This is a genomic window from Pseudomonas sp. FW507-12TSA (assembly GCF_058781435.1).
In genome coordinates this window covers 22,880-37,454 of record NZ_JBYSWT010000040.1, presented here as the reverse complement: position 1 = coordinate 37,454, position 14,575 = coordinate 22,880, and the positions used below count along the sequence as shown (strand labels likewise).

18 protein-coding genes are annotated in these 14,575 nt (G+C 65.3%); 8 read left to right on the top strand and 10 right to left on the bottom strand.

Translation table 11 applies throughout. The features are described 5' to 3' along the window. Positions 1–61: 61 nt before the first annotated feature. Together yejK and AC3WK8_RS28595 are read left to right on the top strand one after the other, a co-directional pair. Positions 62–1,066, top strand: coding sequence for a nucleoid-associated protein YejK (gene yejK / locus AC3WK8_RS28600; protein ID WP_103326452.1), 1,005 nt, complete (start codon positions 62–64; stop codon positions 1,064–1,066). Beyond that, positions 1,066–1,419 (top strand): glutaredoxin family protein, encoded by a 354-nt coding sequence (locus AC3WK8_RS28595; RefSeq protein ID WP_068583499.1) that lies wholly within the window; start codon positions 1,066–1,068, stop codon positions 1,417–1,419. Before yejK ends, AC3WK8_RS28595 begins: the two co-directional genes overlap by 1 nt. Before the next feature lie 16 nt (positions 1,420–1,435). Here the strand turns inward: AC3WK8_RS28595 and AC3WK8_RS28590 are convergent, their stop codons facing one another. The 5 genes from AC3WK8_RS28590 to AC3WK8_RS28570 all read right to left on the bottom strand — a co-directional run bounded on the left by AC3WK8_RS28590 (position 1,436) and on the right by AC3WK8_RS28570 (position 5,343). Continuing rightward, complete coding sequence (locus tag AC3WK8_RS28590) at positions 1,436–2,371, bottom strand: glutathione S-transferase family protein (RefSeq protein WP_085596227.1); 936 nt, start codon at positions 2,369–2,371, stop codon at positions 1,436–1,438. 87 nt (positions 2,372–2,458) lie between these two features. Further along, the gene (locus AC3WK8_RS28585) at positions 2,459–2,788 is read right to left on the bottom strand and encodes a GIY-YIG nuclease family protein (protein WP_219738200.1); all 330 of its coding nucleotides are present in this window, start codon (positions 2,786–2,788) and stop codon (positions 2,459–2,461) included. A gap of 43 nt (positions 2,789–2,831) precedes the next feature. Beyond that, positions 2,832–3,302 (bottom strand): nuclear transport factor 2 family protein, encoded by a 471-nt coding sequence (locus AC3WK8_RS28580; protein ID WP_103326453.1) that lies wholly within the window; start codon positions 3,300–3,302, stop codon positions 2,832–2,834. 98 nt (positions 3,303–3,400) lie between these two features. After that, on the bottom strand, positions 3,401–4,669 hold the full coding sequence (locus AC3WK8_RS28575; RefSeq protein WP_103326454.1) for a CynX/NimT family MFS transporter: 1,269 nt from the start codon (positions 4,667–4,669) through the stop codon (positions 3,401–3,403). 14 nt (positions 4,670–4,683) lie between these two features. After that, on the bottom strand, positions 4,684–5,343 hold the full coding sequence (locus tag AC3WK8_RS28570; RefSeq protein WP_085596230.1) for a FadR/GntR family transcriptional regulator: 660 nt from the start codon (positions 5,341–5,343) through the stop codon (positions 4,684–4,686). Between the two features lie 262 nt (positions 5,344–5,605). Here AC3WK8_RS28570 and AC3WK8_RS28565 point away from each other — a divergent pair, with 262 nt between their 5' ends. The 5 genes from AC3WK8_RS28565 (at position 5,606) to AC3WK8_RS28545 (ending at position 10,792) form a co-directional block, all read left to right on the top strand. Continuing rightward, a complete protein-coding gene (locus tag AC3WK8_RS28565; protein ID WP_103326455.1) occupies positions 5,606–6,262 on the top strand; it encodes an alpha/beta hydrolase in 657 nt (218 codons plus the stop codon). 96 nt (positions 6,263–6,358) lie between these two features. Next, entirely contained in the window at positions 6,359–7,837 is a 1,479-nt protein-coding gene (rhlB, locus tag AC3WK8_RS28560) for an ATP-dependent RNA helicase RhlB (protein ID WP_103326456.1), read from the top strand. Between the two features lie 124 nt (positions 7,838–7,961). Then, on the top strand, positions 7,962–8,915 hold the full coding sequence (locus tag AC3WK8_RS28555) for an ornithine cyclodeaminase family protein (protein WP_085596233.1): 954 nt from the start codon (positions 7,962–7,964) through the stop codon (positions 8,913–8,915). Positions 8,916–8,949: 34 nt separating this feature from the next. Then, on the top strand, positions 8,950–10,077 hold the full coding sequence (locus AC3WK8_RS28550) for an NAD(P)/FAD-dependent oxidoreductase (RefSeq protein WP_103326457.1): 1,128 nt from the start codon (positions 8,950–8,952) through the stop codon (positions 10,075–10,077). A gap of 85 nt (positions 10,078–10,162) precedes the next feature. Then, positions 10,163–10,792: a helix-turn-helix transcriptional regulator gene (locus AC3WK8_RS28545; RefSeq protein WP_085596235.1), complete on the top strand. Its 630-nt coding sequence runs from the start codon at positions 10,163–10,165 to the stop codon at positions 10,790–10,792. 52 nt (positions 10,793–10,844) lie between these two features. Here AC3WK8_RS28545 and AC3WK8_RS28540 read toward each other — a convergent pair whose 3' ends face one another. The 4 genes from AC3WK8_RS28540 to moaC form a co-directional block, all read right to left on the bottom strand. After that, entirely contained in the window at positions 10,845–11,621 is a 777-nt protein-coding gene (locus tag AC3WK8_RS28540; protein ID WP_103326458.1) for an ABC transporter substrate-binding protein, read from the bottom strand. 213 nt (positions 11,622–11,834) lie between these two features. Next, positions 11,835–12,287: a molybdopterin synthase catalytic subunit MoaE gene (gene moaE, locus AC3WK8_RS28535; RefSeq protein ID WP_022642448.1), complete on the bottom strand. Its 453-nt coding sequence runs from the start codon at positions 12,285–12,287 to the stop codon at positions 11,835–11,837. Position 12,288: 1 nt separating this feature from the next. Further along, positions 12,289–12,531, bottom strand: a complete 243-nt coding sequence (locus AC3WK8_RS28530) for a MoaD/ThiS family protein (protein ID WP_103326459.1) — start codon at positions 12,529–12,531, stop codon at positions 12,289–12,291. Then, entirely contained in the window at positions 12,528–13,001 is a 474-nt protein-coding gene (gene moaC, locus AC3WK8_RS28525; RefSeq protein WP_022642446.1) for a cyclic pyranopterin monophosphate synthase MoaC, read from the bottom strand. Before moaC ends, AC3WK8_RS28530 begins: the two co-directional genes overlap by 4 nt. Before the next feature lie 188 nt (positions 13,002–13,189). Between moaC and AC3WK8_RS28520 the strand changes: the two genes are divergently transcribed. Next, the gene (locus tag AC3WK8_RS28520) at positions 13,190–13,636 is read left to right on the top strand and encodes a DMT family transporter (protein ID WP_085596238.1); all 447 of its coding nucleotides are present in this window, start codon (positions 13,190–13,192) and stop codon (positions 13,634–13,636) included. A gap of 6 nt (positions 13,637–13,642) precedes the next feature. Here AC3WK8_RS28520 and AC3WK8_RS28515 read toward each other — a convergent pair whose 3' ends face one another. Next, positions 13,643–14,560: a LysR family transcriptional regulator gene (locus AC3WK8_RS28515; protein ID WP_103326460.1), complete on the bottom strand. Its 918-nt coding sequence runs from the start codon at positions 14,558–14,560 to the stop codon at positions 13,643–13,645. Positions 14,561–14,575: the final 15 nt, after the last annotated feature.

Below are 14,575 nucleotides of genomic sequence, written 5' to 3'. Positions count from 1 at the left end.
CGGTACACTGGGCACTTTTTCAGGGAGCCCGCCCTCCCCCCTTCAACCAGCCGAGAAGCCCATGCCGATCCGTCATTGCATCGTCCACCTGATCGACAAGAAACCCGACGGCAGCCCTGCCGTGCTGCACGCCCGCAACTCGGAGCTGGCAGAGTCCGCGGCCATCGAGAACATGCTCGCCGACCTCAACGAAAGCTATAACGCCAAGCAGGGCAAGGCCTGGGGCCTGTTCCATCCGGAGTCCGGCGCCTTTCCCTTCAGCGGCTGGCTGAAGGAATACCTCGACGGTGGCCAGGACTTCACCGCCTTCAGCCGAGTGGCGGTGGAACACCTGCAGAAGCTGATGGAAGAATCCAACCTGTCGGTGGGCGGTCACGTGCTGTTCGCTCACTACCAGCAGGGCATGACCGACTACCTGGCCATCGCCCTGCTGCACCACAGCGAAGGCGTGGCGGTGACCGACCAGCTGGACGTGACGCCCTCCCGTCACCTGGATCTGGGCCAACTGCACCTGGCGGCGCGGATCAACGTCTCCGAGTGGCAGAACAACAAGCAGTCCAAGCAGTACATTTCATTCATCAAGGGCAAGAACGGCAAGAAGGTCTCGGAATACTTCCGCGACTTCATCGGTTGCCAGGAAGGCGTCGACGGCCCTGGCGAGACCCGCACCCTGCTCAAGGCCTTCAGCGACTTCGTCGAAAGCGAAGACCTGCCCGAGGACTCGGCGCGGGAGAAGACCAAGGCCCTGGTGGACTACGCCAGCAGCCAGGCCAAGCTCGGCGAACCCGTAGGCCTGGAAGAGCTCTCGGAGTTGATCGACGAAGACCGGCCGAAGGCGTTCTACGACCATATCCGCAACAAGGACTACGGCCTGTCGCCGGAAATCCCGGCAGACAAGCGCACCCTCAACCAGTTCCGCCGCTTCACCGGCCGCGCCGAGGGCCTGTCCATCAGCTTCGAGGCCCACCTGCTGGGCTCGAAGATCGAGTACGACGAAGAAGCCGGGACCTTGATCATCAAGGGCCTGCCGACCCAGCTGACCGACCAGCTCAAGCGTCGCAACTGATGCTCCAGGGGGTCTTGAAGAAGTTCCTGCTGATCCTGCTGGTAGTGGTGCTCTACCAGCACTGGGGCAAGATCGAGCGCCTGTTCGATCCTGGCGCGGCGGTTTCCGAGACCACCCGTAGCCAGGCCAGGGTGGTGCTGTACGCCACCGACTGGTGCGGCTACTGCAAGGCCACCCGGCGCTTTCTCGACCAGAAGGGCATTCCCTATCGGGAGTTCGATATAGAGAAAGACCCCAGCGCGCGCCAGGCCTACATCGACCTGGGTGGCGCCGGGATCCCGATCCTGGACGTGAACGGCACCCTGATCCGCACCTACGATCCCGACGCCATCATGGCCGCCCTGCCCAAGTAGCGGCCATGGCAGCAGGTCACTGGGCCTGGATGCCAAACCCCAGGCGCGGGAAGTGCACATGCACCACACCGGCGCGCGGGTCCTCGCGACGCAGGATCAGCTCTTCGCTCCCGGCGAACAGCAACTCCCCGGCCACCGGATCGACCCCATAGTCGGTCGCGGCAATCACCACCTGCTGGCCGGCCTTGAAACCATTGGCATCGACGAAAGCTTCCTGGGGCAGCGGGGCCGGCGTCGCAGCATGCGCCACCGCCAGGGCCTCTTCGGCGCTCATCTCGCTGGAGGCGCCGTGGCCGAAATCCAGCACCCGGGCCAGCCAGGCGGCGACCGCAGGGTATTCATCCACCAGCGGCGCGGTCACCGGGGTGCCCTTGAGGAACCACAGGGGATGGGCCATGGCGATGTCGGCGATCGACGGCTGGCCAAACAGGAAGTCTCCCGGCTCACGTTGCAACTGCTGCTCCAGGCGCGCCATGAAAGTCGGCCATTGGTGCCTGGCCTGCTCCAACGGCACCCGGCGAGCACTACCGCCACTGAACAGCCCGGCCCGGTCGGCCATGAATGCCTTGACGGCCTCCGGCGGCAGCTTGCCAAAGCGCACCGCAGCCGATTCAGGCTGGAACACCAGGGTCACCGCATGCTGGAACACCGTCGAGTCGGCCCAGGCAGCGAAGGTCGCGCTGGTCAGCTCCTGGCCTTCGGGAAACAGCGCCGGGCTGGCTTTTTCCTGCTCCAGGCGCCGGGCGATCATTGCCGTGTCGCAATAGATGTCGGCCCCGACCTGCAGGACCGGGGTCTTGCGATAACCACCGGTCAGCGCGGTCAGGTCGGGCTTGGGCATCACCGGGGCGATCTTCACCGAACGCCAGGAAAGCCCCTTGAAACCCAGCAGCAAGCGGGCTTTCTCCGCAAAGGGTGAGGTCGAGTAATGATGAAGGATCAACTCAGACATACCAGGCTCCGCCATGAGAAAAAGAGGCTTGAGCTTAGCGCGCAATCGACGGATGACCTACGAATTCGACTGATGGGAAACCATCAGTCAGATTGATGACTGCCCTGCCGCCCCCGCCACCAGGCACTCCTTGGCACTCTTCTTGAGTTTCTTGATCAGCCGCTCCTGGCGCAGGGCTTCGCTCTTGTCGCGACAAGCCTCGGTATAGACCAGCGCGACCGCCGGACTGGAGAGAAAGAAACGCGCGCCCTTGCCGCTTTGGTGCTTGGCGAAACGCCGCTGCGGATCGTCGCTGATACCGCAATACAAGGCGCCATTGGCCGCCCGCACGAGGTAGACGAACCAGGGTTTGCTGGACGCTACCGGTGGTACGGCGCAGGCGACGGGGGACGGATCGGGGTTGGTCACGAAAGGCATCGGGCTTGTGGATAACAAGCCGCGATCTTAACAGAGGATGGATTCAGCGACCGCCCTGGAAGGCCCTCAAACCCTTGCGCGCCTGGGCACGCACGGCATTCTTCAGCAGTGGCGTCCAGCCCAGCAGCAAGCCCTTGGCTCCCAGGGCCTGGCGAGCCCAGCGCCACATGCCGAAATGATCGTGGTGCTCGCAGATCTTGCCGTCGCGGAACACGAAACGCGCCTGGATATCGTTGACCACGGTGCGCCCGGTCTGGCTGAACAGGTAGGTCGCCACCCAGTGCGCGCCACCGCTGCGCTCATCGGCGCGCACACTGTCGAAGGTCAACGAGAAATCCTTGGCCCGCGAGGCCAGCATGCGCCACATGTCGCCGGCGTCACGCCCGCGCAGCTCACCGAACGCCGGGTCGCTGAAGAGCACATCCTCGGTGTAGCAGGCGCTCATGGCCTCGGCATCCAGGCGTTGGAAAGCCTGGTAGAACTCGCTGATCAGCGCACGATGGGCATCGCTCATGGACAGACTCCGAAGGGACGTGGAATACCTGCACGATAATCCGCAAACCGACGGAACACTACCGACATTTGCCGGGTAAATACCGTCGGTGAGGCCGCTCAGATCCTTTCGCTTTGCACCTGCACATAAAGCGCACGGCCGGCGCCCAGCCCGGCGATGATGGCGCCACCGCCCAGCACCGCGAAGATCCAGCCCAGGGCATTCCAGCCACCGGTCCAGTCGTGCACCAGGCCCACCGCGAACGGGCCCATGGATGCCAGCGTATAGCCGATGCCCTGGGCCATGCTCGACAGGTTGGCCGCCACGTGGGTATCGCGCGAGCGCAGCACGATCAGGGTCAGGGCCAGGCTGAAGGTGCCGCCCTGGCCCAGGCCCAGGAGGATCGCCCAGCCCCACAGGCCATCGAGCGGCGCGTAAAGGCAACCGAACAGGCCGCCCAGGGTCATCAGCATGACGATCACGATGGCCAGGCGCTGGTCCTTGCCCCGGGTCGCCAGCCAGGGAGCGGCCAGGGAGCTGATCAACTGCACGATTACCGAGCCCGACAGCACAAGTCCCGCCTGGGTCGGGCTCAGGCCACGACCGATGAGGATCGACGGCAACCAGCCGAACACGATGTAAGCGAGGGAAGATTGCAGGCCCATGTACAGGGTCACCTGCCAGGCCAGGCGGTCACGCAACAGCCCCCGCACGCGATAGGCCACATGATGGGCGCCGTGCTTCTGCCCGACCTGGGGCAGCCAGAACAACCCCGCCACCAGCGCCGGCACCACCCAGAAGCCCAGGCCCATGGCCCAGCTGTCGCCAAAGGCATGGCTCAAGGGCACGCTGGCTCCGGCCGCCATGGCGGCGCCCAGGCACAGGGCCATGGTGTAGACCCCGGTCATGGTCCCGGCCTGGCGCGCGAAATCACGCTTGACGATACCCGGCAGCAACACGCCGATCACCCCGATGCTGGCGCCCGCCAGGATGCTCCCGGCAAACACCCCGATCTCACCGAACGAGCTGCGCACGACGATGCCCAGGGCCAGGGTCAGCAAGATCCCCAGCACCACCCGCTCGGCGCCGAAACGCCGGGCCAGCACCGGTGCCAGGGGCGCGAACAGCCCCAGGCACAACACTGGCAGGGTGGTCAGCAAACCGGCCTTGGCTGCCGACAGCCCCAGGTGCTGCGATACATCACTGAGCAGCGGTGCCATGCTCGACAGCGCCGGCCGCAGGTTCAGCGCCACCAGGATCAACCCCAGCAGCAACAGCCAGGGGCGACGCAGCACTGGCGGAGCCTGCTGCACTTCTTCGTCGTCGGCCTCGGCGTCGATCAGCAGTTCCGGCGGTGGGGTATGGGGGGATGCCTGGTGGTTGGACATGGTCGGTCTCGGCTTCAGGATTCGTTGATCAGTTGGCGGGAAATACCCTTGGCGCGCTCGGGGTCGCCTTGTTCGATGGCATCGAGCAAGTGCTGGTGCAGGTCGAAGACGTCCTGGCGGCGCGGAGTGATGTTCAGGCTCTGGCGCAACTGGGCCCCCACCACGCTGGAGAAGTAGCGGTACAGCTGGCTGAGGGTCGGGTTGTGCGCAGCGTCCACCAGCCGTTGGTGGAACACCAGGTCGCAGGCGATGTAGCGTTCCAGGTCGCCATGGAAGTGCCCACTGCTGTCATGCAGGGCCACCTGCAACTCGTGCAGGTCCTGCTCGGTGCGACGCAAGGCCGCCAGGCCCACGGCCTCCACTTCGAGGATCTGCCGGGTTTCCCGGGCCTGCTCCACGGAGCATTGGGACAGGGCCTGGAGCATGTCCAGGGGATCGGCCACCGCCCGCAGGTAACTACCGTCGCCCTGGCGGATCTCGATCAACCCGGAAAACGCCAGGACCCGCATCGCCTCGCGCACCGTGTTGCGGCTGATGCCCAGCTCGGCCGCCAGTTCCGGCTCGGTAGGCAGGCGCTGGCCAACGACCCAGGCGCCCCGGGTGATCCGCAGGCGCAACTGCTCCAGGGCCTGGTCGACCAGGGAGCGTTTGATCAAAGGAGACATTTCACTCATGGCATGCGCTCTTGTCATCCAATCATTGGATGAATTTACCGACATGGTATTCAGGCTTTTCTCGTAGTTCAATGTTCTGTCTCGCAATTCCTCCTGTACCTGATCCTGCAAATTGAAGGACATAGCTGGCTATCCCCAGGCCGGCGCCAGCCTGTTAGTGTTACGCCAGCAACCGCTGGCCCTGGCGCCATCCTCACCGATCAATTTGCCGCGCCCCTGGGCCATGCCCGGGCCGGCGCACACGTACACAATTGGAGCAACCATGACCCAGCCCCTGACCCTTCAGCCCAGCAAGCCTGCCGATGCCTGCGTGATCTGGCTTCACGGCCTGGGTGCGGATCGCTACGATTTCCTGCCGGTGGCCGAGGCCCTGCAAGAGACGCTGCTGAGCACCCGCTTCGTCCTGCCCCAGGCGCCGACCCGAGCGGTGACCATCAATGGCGGCTACGCCATGCCCAGCTGGTACGACATCCTGGCCATGAACCCGGCCCGGGCCATCAGCCGCGAGCAACTGGAGGAATCGGCCGACCAGGTCATCCGCCTGATCGAGGAGCAACGGGCCAGCGGCATCGACGCTTCGCGGATCTTCCTCGCCGGCTTCTCCCAGGGCGGCGCGGTGGTGTTGCACACCGCCTTCCTCAGGTGGCAGGGCCCCTTGGGCGGCGTGCTGGCGCTGTCCACCTATGCCCCGACTTTCAGCGACGAACTGCAACTGTCGGCCAGCCAGCAGCGGATCCCGGTGCTGGCGCTGCACGGTCAGTACGATGAAGTGGTGCAGAACGCCATGGGCCGCACCGCCTACGAACACCTCAAGCAACGCGGGGTCGACGTGAGCTGGCAGGAATACCCGATGGAACACGAGGTGCTGCCCGAGGAAATTCGCGATATCGGCACCTGGCTGGCCGCGCGCCTGCGCTAACCCTCCGCCCAGGGACCACAGGGCGAGCAACAGACTACGCCGCGCCCGTTTCTTGCATTACACTGGCCGGCGTACATTCCTTAACCAATTGATGAGATGACCGTGCTCAAAGCACTCAAGAAAATCTTCGGTAAAAGCGAGGCAGAGCCGATAGCGCCAAGCCCCAGTGCTCCCATCCCCCCTTCCAGCAGCCGCAATGACGGCCACCAGCCGGAACGGAGCGCGCCCGCTACCGCCACTAAAAAAGAACCGGTGACCACACCGGCCGCCCCTTCCACTCCCAAGGCGCCGCGCGCGGAAAAACCCAAGGCCGAGCAGCGTCGCCCACGCGCCCCGAAACCGCCGGTCAGTACCTGGAAGCTCGAGGACTTCGTGGTCGAGCCCCAGGAAGGCAAGACCCGTTTCCATGATTTCAAGCTCGCCCCGGAACTGATGCATGCCATCCACGACCTGGGTTTCCCCTACTGCACGCCGATCCAGGCCCAGGTACTGGGCTTCACCCTGGCGGGCAAGGACGCCATCGGCCGCGCCCAGACCGGCACCGGCAAGACCGCCGCGTTCCTGATCTCGATCATCACCCAGCTGCTGCAAACCCCGCCGCCCAAGGAACGCTACATGGGCGAGCCGCGGGCGCTGGTCATCGCCCCGACCCGGGAACTGGTGGTGCAGATCGCCAAGGACGCCGCGGCGCTGACCAAGTACACCGGCCTGAACGTGATGACCTTCGTCGGCGGCATGGACTTCGACAAGCAGCTCAAGCAGCTCGAAGCCCGCCACTGCGACATCCTGGTGGCCACCCCCGGCCGCCTGCTGGACTTCAACCAGCGCGGCGACGTGCACCTGGACATGGTCGAGGTGATGGTGCTGGACGAAGCCGACCGCATGCTCGACATGGGCTTCATCCCCCAGGTGCGGCAGATCATCCGCCAGACCCCGCCCAAGAGCGAACGCCAGACCCTGCTGTTCTCGGCCACCTTCACCGAAGACGTGATGAACCTGGCCAAGCAATGGACCACCGATCCGGCGATCGTCGAGATCGAAGCCGAGAACGTCGCCAACGCCAACGTCGAGCAGCACATCTACGCCGTGGCCGGTGCCGACAAGTACAAGCTGTTGTACAACCTGGTCAACGACAACGGCTGGGAGCGGGTGATGGTCTTCGCCAACCGCAAGGATGAAGTGCGGCGCATCGAGGAACGCCTGGTGCGTGACGGCGTCAATGCCGCCCAGCTCTCCGGCGATGTACCGCAGCACAAAAGGATCAAGACCCTGGAAGGCTTCCGCGAAGGCAAGATCCGGGTCCTGGTGGCCACTGACGTCGCCGGCCGCGGCATCCACATCGACGGCATCAGCCACGTGATCAACTTCACCCTGCCGGAAGTCCCCGACGACTACGTGCACCGCATCGGCCGGACGGGCCGGGCCGGCGCCGACGGCGTATCCATCAGCTTCGCCGGCGAGGACGACTCCTACCAGTTGCCGGCGATCGAGGAACTGCTGGGACACAAGATCAGCTGCGAAATGCCGCCCACCGAGCTGCTGCGCGCCGTGGAGCGCAAGCGCCCGCAAGCCTGAGTCCAAACGGACCCGGCCAAGCAAAGACGCAGCCCTGGGGCTGCGTTTTTTTTCGCCTGGATATTGCCCGGATAAACTAAAAGTCCATAATGGACAAATAAGTTTATAAAAACGGAGTACCTCCATGTCCAGCACGCCATTCGTGATTGCCCAGCCCCAGGCCCGCCAGTTGCTCGAGCAACTCGACGTGCCCCGGATCCTGCGCAAGCTGTTCCGTGACCTGGCCGCCGGGCTGGCCGTGCAACCACCGCAACAGCTGGTGGAGTTCCCCCGGGGCGCCGGGGACTTCATCAACTTCCAGGGCGTGCTGGCCGAAGATCGGGTCTACGGGGTCAAGACTTCCCCCTACATCGTGCGTACCCAAGGCCCGCTGGTCACCGCCTGGACGCTGCTGATGTCCATGGACCACGGCCAACCGCTGTTGCTGTGCGATGCCGGGGAACTGACCACCGCTCGCACCGCCGCCACCACCGCCGTCGCCGTCGATGCCCTGGCCGGCCCTGGCGTCCAGCGCCTGACGATCATCGGCAGTGGCCCGGTGGCCCAGGCCCACCTGCACTACATCAAGGACCTGCGCCCCTGGCAGGACATCCGCCTGTACTCCCCGAGCCTGGCCCGGCGGTCCGCAGCGGAGCGCGCGCGCCTGCAGGCCCTCGACCCGCGCCTGGTGCTCGTCGACCAGCGCGAGGCGGCCCTGGAGCAAGCCGACGTGATCCTGCTCTGCACCTCGTCCGCCGGGCCAGTGATCGATCCGCGCCAGCTAAAGCGGCCCGCGCTGATCACCTCCATCAGCACCAATGCGCCACAAGCCCATGAGGTGCCGCCCGCTGCCCTGCAGGACATGCAGGTGTACTGTGACTACCGGCGCACCACCCCCGGCGCGGCCGGCGACATGCTGATCGCCAGCCAACAGCACGGCTGGGACAGCGGGGCAATTCTCGGCGACCTGCCGGAGTTGCTCAGCGACCAGGCCCGGCTGCCCAGCGGCGAACGCCACGTGTTCTTCCGCTCCATCGGCCTGGGCCTGGAGGATATCGCCCTGGCCAACGCCCTGTACCACTTGCGCCGCCAGCAATGAGCACCAGTTACCTGAATCCTTTGCGGAGTTTCGAATGACCGAGGCAGATTTCATCATCATTGGCGGCGGTATTGCCGGGGCTTCCACCGGTTACTGGCTGTCGCGCCATGGCCGGGTGCTGGTGCTGGAACGCGAATCCCATCCGGGCTACCACTCCACCGGCCGCTCCGCCGCCCTCTACACCGCCGCCTACGGCACGCCCCAGGTCCGCGCACTGACCCTGGCCAGCCGGGCGTTCTTCGACCAGCCGCCCGAAGGCTTCTGCGAGCATCCGCTGCTGAGCCCGCGAGGCGAGATGACCGTGGACTTCGACAACGACCCCGACGAGTTGCAGCGCCAGTACCTGAGCGCCAAGGCCAGCGTGCCGCAGATGCAACTGTTCGACGCCGACGAAGCTTGCGCCCGCCTGCCGATCCTGCGCCGCGACAAGGTCCACGGCGCCCTCTACGACCCGACTGCCAGCGACATCGACACCGATGCCCTGCACCAGGGCTACCTGCGCGGCATCCGCCGCAACCAGGGCCAATTGCATACCGATTGCGAAGTCCTGGGGCTGGAGCGCGATGCCCAGGGCCACTGGCTGGTACGCACCAGCGGCCAGACGTTCAGCGCCCCGGTGCTGATCAACGCCGCCGGCGCCTGGGCCGATCAGGTCGGCGTGCTCGCCGGCGCCCGGCCCCTGGGCCTGCAACCCAAGCGCCGCGCCGCGTTCATCTTCGCCGGCCCGCAAGACCCGGACTGCCAGCACTGGCCGATGCTGGTCAGCCTCGACGAATCCTTCTACATGAAACCCGATGCCGGCATGTTCCTCGGCTCCCCGGCCAACGCCGATCCAGTGCCGCCCCAAGATGTGCAGCCGGAAGAACTGGACATCGCCCTGGGCATCCACCGGATCGAGGAAGCCACGACCTTGAGCATCCGCCGCCCGACCCGGAGCTGGGCCGGCCTGCGCAGCTTCGTCAGCGATGGCGACCTGCTGGCCGGGTTCGACCCGCAAGTGCCCGGGCTGTTCTGGGTGGCCGGCCAAGGCGGCTACGGCATCCAGACCTCACCGGCCATGGGCCAGGCCAGCGCCGCCCTGGTACGCGGCGCCGCCCTGCCGGAGGCACTGGCGGCCTTCGGCCTGGACGCCGCCATGCTGTCCCCCGCCCGCCTGGGCTGATACCTCGGGATGACGCGCCCGGACGATTGCGGCACACTCCCAGCGCCCGCCAGCGGCGGGCGCTGAAGCCGCCAGGAGTACACCCATGACCACACCCGCAAAGGACCCTGCCCTGGACAATTTCCGGGCGATCGCCGACGCCATTGCCACCCTGTTCTTCCCCCACGCCGAAGTGGTGCTCCACGACTTGCGCACGCAGAAGGTCGACTACATCGCCAACAATCTGTCCAAGCGTGAAGTGGGTGACGATGCGGCCCTGGAAGACATGCTCAGCGGCGACAGCGATGAACGGAACATCGGCCCCTACGAAAAGCTCAACTGGGACGGCCAGAAGATCCGCAGCCTGAGCACCGTGCTGCGCGACGCCAAGGACCAGCCGCTGGCGGTGCTGTGCATCAACCTGAACATCTCGCTGTTCGAGAATGCCAAGGCCGCGCTGGACCTGTTCCTCTCCCCCAGCAAGCTGATCCCACAGCCAGACTCACTGTTTCGCGATGACTGGCAGGAGCGGATCAACACCTTCCTGCACAACTGGCTGCGCGAGCGGCAGCTGGGGCTGAACCTGCTGACCCGCGACCACAAGCGCGAACTGGTGCTGGCGCTGCACGCCGAAGGCGCATTCAAGGGCAAGAGTGCCGCCAACTATGTGGCCAACGTGCTGAACATGGGCCGGGCGACGGTGTACAAGCACCTCAAGGAACTCAAGGAGCAGTGATCCTCGGCGAGCGAGCGCCCCTGGGAGCGATCGCTCGCAAACGCCTGCGGCATCAGTCGCCGTAGATATCCGACTTGAAGTACTTGGCCTGGATCTTCTGATACTCGCCGTTGGCGCGGATGCCGGCGATGGCCTTGTCCAGTTCGCCCACCAGTTGCTCGTTCCCCTTGCGCACGGCGATCCCGGCGCCCTCGCCGACGTACTTCGGATCCTTGAGCTCCGGGCCGACGAAGGCATAGTCGGCGCCGCGGGGCATCGACAGGAAATCCTCCAGCGGGATGGTGTCGGCGAAGATCGCATCCAGGCGCCCCGCCGCCAGGTCCATGTAGATCTCTTCGTTATTGCTGTAGCGCGTCACCTTGATGCCTTGGGGTTCCAGGACCTCGGTGGCGTAGCGGTCGGTGGTGGTGGAACGCTGCACACCGATGGTCTTGCCCTTGAGGCTCTGGTACTGGTCGTCCACCACGGCGCCTTTCTTCATCACCAGGCGCGACGAGGTGAAGTAGTACCTGTGGGTGAAATCCACCGACTTGCGGCGCTCGGCGGTGATGGTCATGGATGACAGCGCGGCATCGATCTTCTTCACCTTCAGCGATGGAATCAGCCCATCGAACTCGACCTCGGTCCACTCGCACTTGACCTGCATCTGCGCGCACAGGGCATTGCCGATGTCGTAGTCGAAGCCAGCGATCTTGCCTTCGGCGGTCTTGAAGGCAAAGGGTGGATAAGCGGCCTCGATCCCGAAGCGCAGGGTCTTCTCGGCGGCCGAGAGCTGGGTGCACGCCAACAGGCCCAGGACCAGGCCACTGATAAGGGGGAGTTTTTTCATGTTCGTTCTCTCGCGAATTGTTGTTGGTTTGGCAAGACAGAAAGAAGAGGTGGAACGGCGCAGCTGTTTTGTACTTTTAAATCCATACTGGACTTTAATGTATATATCGTCAACGGGGCACGACAAAGCCTGCACCTGGTGATCACCAGGTGCAGGCGCGCGGCTTGGCAGGTTTTGCACAAGGCGCAGGAATGCGCCAAAGCCTGTGGTGGATCAGTCTTCCCAGCGCTCGGCGGCGGCCTGGTCACTGTGCCGGCCTTCGACCCAGCGCGGGCCGTCGGCGGTCTGCTCCTTCTTCCAGAACGGCGCCCGGGTCTTGAGGTAATCCATCACGAAGGCACACGCGTCGAAGGCCGCCTGGCGATGGGCGCTGGCGGCGGCGACGAAGACGATCGGCTCACCCGGGGCCAGGGCGCCGATGCGGTGCAGGATCTCCAGCTTGAGCAACGGCCAGCGCTGCCCGGCCTCCTCGGCGATCTTGGCCAGGGCCTTCTCGGTCATGCCCGGATAGTGCTCGAGGAACATCCCGTGGACATCCTGGCCATCGTTGAAATCACGCACGTAGCCGACGAACCCCACCACCGCGCCGACGCCGACATTGGCCGCGTGCATGGCATTGAGTTCGGCGCCGGGATCGAATGCCGCGTCCTGTACCCGAATGCCCATGTCAGCCTCCGGTCACGGTGGGGAAGAACGCCACTTCGTCGCCGTCGGCCAGGGGTTCGGTCAACTGGCACAACTCCTCGTTGCGCGCGCACATCAGGTTCTGCTCCCCCAGCACCGGGGCGCCCACGCCCTGCAGCAGGTGCTGGCGCACATCTTCGACGGTGCGGAACTCGCCGTCGACCTGGGTTTCATCCAGGCCGATGGCCTCGCGATAGCGGGCGAAAAACTTCACCTTGATCTTCATGCCGGCTCCGCCTGGTAGTGGCCGCTCTTGCCGCCGAGTTTTTCCAGCACCCGCACGCCCTCGATGGTCATGCCCCGGTCCACCGCCTTGCACATGTCGTAGATCGTCAGCGCGGCGACGCTGGCGGCGGTCAGCGCTTCCATCTCCACCCCGGTCTGCCCCGACAACTTGCAGCGCGCCACGATGTGCACGCTGTCCTCGCCTTCGGCGCGCAGCTCGACCTTGACGCTGGTGAGCATCAACGGATGGCACAGGGGAATCAGGTCGCTGGTCTTTTTCGCCGCCTGGATCCCGGCGATCCGCGCCACGGCGAACACATCGCCCTTGGGATGACCGCCGCTGACGATCATCTGCAAGGTTTGCGGGAGCATGCGCACCCGGGCTTCGGCCGTCGCTTCGCGAAACGTCACGGCCTTGTCGGTGACGTCGACCATATTGGCGCGCCCTTGGGAATCGAGATGAGTCAGCACGGCGTTACTCCTGATCAGGTGGGGCGATTGTAAACCCGCAGGTCAGTTTTCCGCACGGGACAATCTGCCGCCGCCAGGGCCCTGCGGCCCGGAATCGACCCGACGAATGGCCCGCATCAGAACAGCGAATTGGAGCCGCTGCCGGCATCCGCGTACAAGGTCAGGCAACGACTCACAGGAACTTCTTCATGGCCTTGCTCATCCCGATCCTGCTCAGCCTGCTCGCCGGTTTCGCCGTGCCCCTGCAGGCCGGAACCAACGCCCGGCTGGGCAGCCTGCTGGGGCATCCACTCTGGGCCACCGGCCTCTCGCTGCTGGTGAGCCTGCTGGCCCTGGGCGTGCTGCTGCTGTTCATCAAGGTGCCTCGGCCCAACCTGCTGGCCGCCGCCCAGGGGCCCTGGTGGATCTGGCTCGGGGGCCTGGCCGGAGTGCTCTACATCACCGTGGCGTTGCTGATGGCGCCACGCCTGGGAGCGCTCAACTTCATCATGGCGGTGATCATCGGCCAGCTACTGATCTCGCTGATCATCGATTACTTCGGCCTGGTGGGCCTGCCGCAAAAGGACATCAGCCTGCAGAAGCTCTTCGGCGTGCTGGTGGTGATCGGCGGTTTCGTGATCACCGTCCGCGGCTGAGCCTCCTCAGGGGCCGGCCACGCTGGCCAGGCGGATCTGCTCGCGCAGCCAGGCATGGGCCGGGTCGTCACGGGAGCGCCCATGCCAGACCTGGACGAAACTGAACGCCGGCACCTGCATCGGCGGCGCCAGGCGCACCAGGCCATCCTCCAGCGCCAGCTCATCCAGGGTACGACTGGCCACCGTGAGGATCAGGTCGGTGCCACGGATCATCCCCGGCGCCGTGCCCCAATGGGGCACGCTGACCACGATCTGGCGCTGCAAGCCCTTATCCCGCAGGCGATGATCGACTTCGCCGTTGAAACAGCCATCCATCGACACCTGCAAATGCGGCCGGGCCAGGTACTGCGCCAGGTCCAGGGTGCCATCGGGGCCCAGGGTCGTGCGATCCAGCAGGCAGCTGAAGGTCTCCTCGAACAGCACCTCCTTGACCACCTCCTCCGACAGGTCGGGAAACACCCCCAGGGCCAGGTCCAGCTTGCCCTGCACCACTTGCTCGAACATCTCGTGGCGGCTGCCCTGGGTCACCACCACCCGCATCAGCGGGGCCTCCTGGCGCAGGCGCACCAGTAACCGCGGCAGCACGATCGCCGCACCGTAGTCGGACATCGCCAGGTGGAAGATGCGCTGGGAAGCGGCCGGGTCGAAGTCGATGGACTTGCCCAGCAGGGTCTCGATCTGGCTGAGGATTTCCTTGAGCGGCGCTTGCAGGCTGCGGGCCAGTGGGCTGAGCAACACATCGTTGCCCTGGCGGATCAGCAGCGGGTCGTCCAGGAGCGAGCGCAGCTTGCCCAGGGAGTGGCTGATGGCCGGCTGGCTCAGGTGCAGGCGCTCGCCGGTGCGGGTCACGTGCTTCTCCGTCAGCAGCGCATCGAGCACCACCAACAGGTTCAGGTCGATATTGCGCAGGGAAACAGTGGCCATCCGGGCGTTCCAGGT